The 2,807-nt window shown below is 33.8% G+C and carries 7 protein-coding genes and 1 pseudogene; 1 reads left to right on the top strand and 7 read right to left on the bottom strand.

Annotated elements, in window-relative coordinates:
* Positions 1–164: 164 nt before the first annotated feature.
* From K322_RS0113380 to K322_RS0113400, 5 genes are all read right to left on the bottom strand, one after another.
* The gene (locus K322_RS0113380; protein WP_035332133.1) at positions 165–422 is read right to left on the bottom strand and encodes a hypothetical protein; all 258 of its coding nucleotides are present in this window, start codon (positions 420–422) and stop codon (positions 165–167) included.
* Positions 423–487: 65 nt separating this feature from the next.
* Entirely contained in the window at positions 488–856 is a 369-nt protein-coding gene (locus K322_RS20360) for a hypothetical protein (protein WP_051290802.1), read from the bottom strand.
* Positions 853–1,284, bottom strand: coding sequence for a YopX family protein (locus tag K322_RS20365; RefSeq protein ID WP_051290803.1), 432 nt, complete (start codon positions 1,282–1,284; stop codon positions 853–855). The genes K322_RS20360 and K322_RS20365 overlap by 4 nt, the downstream gene beginning before the upstream one ends.
* Before the next feature lie 19 nt (positions 1,285–1,303).
* A complete protein-coding gene (locus K322_RS0113395; RefSeq protein ID WP_026627331.1) occupies positions 1,304–1,549 on the bottom strand; it encodes a hypothetical protein in 246 nt (81 codons plus the stop codon).
* A gap of 44 nt (positions 1,550–1,593) precedes the next feature.
* On the bottom strand, positions 1,594–1,893 hold the full coding sequence (locus K322_RS0113400; protein WP_026627332.1) for a hypothetical protein: 300 nt from the start codon (positions 1,891–1,893) through the stop codon (positions 1,594–1,596).
* 166 nt (positions 1,894–2,059) lie between these two features.
* Here K322_RS0113400 and K322_RS0113405 point away from each other — a divergent pair, with 166 nt between their 5' ends.
* Positions 2,060–2,338: a helix-turn-helix domain-containing protein gene (locus K322_RS0113405; protein ID WP_026627333.1), complete on the top strand. Its 279-nt coding sequence runs from the start codon at positions 2,060–2,062 to the stop codon at positions 2,336–2,338.
* A gap of 1 nt (position 2,339) precedes the next feature.
* On the opposite strand, the gene K322_RS0113410 is transcribed toward K322_RS0113405, so the two are convergent.
* Positions 2,340–2,594, bottom strand: a complete 255-nt coding sequence (locus tag K322_RS0113410) for a hypothetical protein (RefSeq protein WP_026627334.1) — start codon at positions 2,592–2,594, stop codon at positions 2,340–2,342.
* Positions 2,581–2,807, bottom strand: a pseudogene (locus tag K322_RS0113415) (hypothetical protein); the annotation flags it as partial. The pseudogene K322_RS0113415 and the gene K322_RS0113410, both read right to left, overlap by 14 nt.

The raw sequence follows: 2,807 nt of genomic DNA on the forward strand, positions 1-2,807 counted from the left end.
GGTAATTACCCAAAGCGACTGATTCTTTTTGGGTGTAAAATTGTTCTGGCATAATTAATAGGATTTAGTAAATAAAAAAGGTATCTAATGACACCTGGTAAATAAAAAAGGCAACATAACGAATTGTTACATTGCCTAATAATGAGAAGTGTATCTTTTATTGATTAACGATATCCTTGCCGAATTCTTTCCTTATAATCTCCGACAGATCGCATTAGATTATCTAACGCATCATCAAGTATTCTTATCCTCTCTCTGAAAGTTTCTATTTTCTTAGCGTCTTTTTCGAAATCTTGTTCAGAATACCATCTATACCACATATTCTTTTCTGATCGTATTGATTCTATACTGTCAGGTATATTATAATGAGGATCTTTTAGTATAGCCTCGATCAAAGCATAATCCATTATTTTCAAAGTCATAACTTATTTATTTTTAGTAAAGATAATAATTCTTTAAAAAAGACAGCTATAAGCTGCCTACTTGGTTATAATTCTATTTTTATTTCCTCACCCGTCAGAGCGGAAATTGTGTTCTGTAAATCGTGAAGGTATTTAATGTCCTTTATGCGTTGATGCTTGAAAATAAAACGCCAAAAATCATCAGAGTAGTATGTTTTACGTACTGTGATGTCTTTATATATATAAAATTCTCCAGTATCTTTCTCAAACCCTGCCTTCAACAGAATTTCTTCTGTTAGGGGGATGGGTACAAGGTCTTTGATATCTTCCTCCCAGATATCACCCTCGTTGCCTTCGAAGTTCAAATAAACGGTGTCTTTGAATATGGCTTCTACATACATGGGGAAACCTTTCTGAGTAAAGAGGTTTCCAATTCTGATATCTTGTGCTTTCATTGCTTTTCGTTTAAAAGTTCGGGGTTTTCGTGGATGTTGCCGATGATATACTCATCCTTAATTGGGTAATCGCTGAAAGGTAGAAACTCTCTAGTTATTTCTCCTATAGTTCCGAAGCATCCAATTTTAAAAGAAACCCCATTTCGTGCTATTCCAAATCCAGATTCTTCGCATCTATCTTCATATTTGGTTTCTAATATATCCCCCTCATACACCTCTTTTCCGTTCCGATCTACTAAGCCTGTGAACTGAGAGGCGGTTTCGGGACGAATCTCTATTAATGAATCAAACATCTTTGAGTCATCATCAATCACAGTATTTAAAGGAAGGATGTAAAACTTGATATTTACTCTTATTATTTTAACAAGACTACCAACAACCCATTCGTCTTGATCTATTCTTTTCCCTCTAAATTTTATCTTTCTCATTGTTTTTTGCTTTTATTAGTTAAAATAGCTTTATATGATTCTCTATAACTATTATTATAGGGCTTTTGATTGATGATCTCTTGTTTTGCTGATAAACTTGAATAGGAACGCCAGTATCTCCGATAGAAACGCCTATTGCTCCGTGAGTCTCAAAACCATAATCAAAACTTCCATCTTTTGGAGGTCTATTTCTTAATAGACTTTGAATTAATGCCAAGACATCTATCTCTGATAAACCCACCTTGTCTTTTACTTGTATGTTCATTGTCTTTGCTTTTATTGTTAATAAAGGGGTGGTTATTGAATATCTTATTCTTCTTCATCTAATTTATGTTTACAATAGTTGTATACTTTATTTAAATCAGGAAATCCACTTTCTGTAACATATTTTCCAACAATTGAATCATGTCCTATGTGTCTATATAAATAATCTATCAACATATTGGCAGAACCTTCAATAGTCATAGCACCAAATGCAGCCCCAGCGAAAGAACCGCACAACCATTCTTGAGTTACGTGCCATAAACCTTTGAATTCGAATATATGAGATTCTGAATCTGGGAGTTTTTTTATCAAATCAATTATCTCCTGTGGTGTAATCTTTTGCATATCTGTAATTATTAATGGTTATATTTTGTTTGCTGTTATTTACACTTCAAAGATATATGTATATATTTAAGTATACAAATATTTATTGTTAAATTTTTACTTTTATGTATACATTATTGAATATTATGTATATCTTCGCATTGACAAAACACTTTTAGTATAGATTATGAATATAGACCATATATTAAAAAGGGAAAAGATAAGCAAGGTTGATCTTGCTAAGAGAATGGATGTAAGCAGGGAGTATCTTTACAGGGTATTAGACGGCAATCCGACACTTGAAACATTAGAGAAGTTAGCTAAAGCTTTAGGCGTGCCTGTTCGTGATCTATTCCCCGAAGAAGAAAACTCAATCACTTGCCCTAATTGCGGTAAGAAGTTTGTTATGGAAGATTCGCACATTCCCGATCACAAAAACATAAGAGGTAAAGAATATTATAAGTAAGCTATGCCCCGAGATACTCCTCATACTCTTTCGGCATATCAGGCTGTTTAGGAACAAACCTATCACCTCTTACTATCCTTTCGAAATCTTCAACAAAAGAATATCCATCATCTGTATTGGGGGATAAATCAATGTCCTCGGTTTTTACAATAGCATAAACTTTGTCTTTTTGAAGTAGACTTCCATATATCCAACCATCACCATCTGAATAGTCATACCCCCGTTGACATTTTCCTCTGAATTTAATCTGTCTCATTTTGTTTAGTTTTAAGGGTTTGATTGCAACAATCCGCTATATATCCGGCAAGATATGCAGATGTCTCTTTTCCATTTATCTTATCACCTATCTCATCCAATAATAATCCAGTAGCATGTATAGCCTCATGTGTCACTGTCTTGTGACTTAATCTGCTTTCGTCTGTAAAAACAATTAGCACACCCCATGCGCCTGTTGACATTTCTTCAACAG

Origin of the sequence: Indolivaga capnocytophagoides DSM 22835 (assembly GCF_000426485.1) — a bacterium.
Lineage (GTDB): Bacteria > Bacteroidota > Bacteroidia > Bacteroidales > Dysgonomonadaceae > Dysgonomonas_A > Dysgonomonas_A capnocytophagoides.

Excerpts from the sequence above, each read along its gene's own strand:
- K322_RS0113380 (WP_035332133.1), bottom strand. The coding sequence starts at position 422 with ATGACTTTGAAAATAATGGATTATGCTTTGATCGAGGCTATACTAAAA.
- K322_RS0113410 (WP_026627334.1), bottom strand. The coding sequence starts at position 2,594 with ATGAGACAGATTAAATTCAGAGGAAAATGTCAACGGGGGTATGACTAT.
- K322_RS20360 (WP_051290802.1), bottom strand. The coding sequence starts at position 856 with ATGAAAGCACAAGATATCAGAATTGGAAACCTCTTTACTCAGAAAGGT.
- K322_RS0113400 (WP_026627332.1), bottom strand. The coding sequence starts at position 1,893 with ATGCAAAAGATTACACCACAGGAGATAATTGATTTGATAAAAAAACTC.
- K322_RS20365 (WP_051290803.1), bottom strand. The coding sequence starts at position 1,284 with ATGAGAAAGATAAAATTTAGAGGGAAAAGAATAGATCAAGACGAATGG.
- K322_RS0113395 (WP_026627331.1), bottom strand. The coding sequence starts at position 1,549 with ATGAACATACAAGTAAAAGACAAGGTGGGTTTATCAGAGATAGATGTC.
- K322_RS0113405 (WP_026627333.1), top strand. The coding sequence starts at position 2,060 with ATGAATATAGACCATATATTAAAAAGGGAAAAGATAAGCAAGGTTGAT.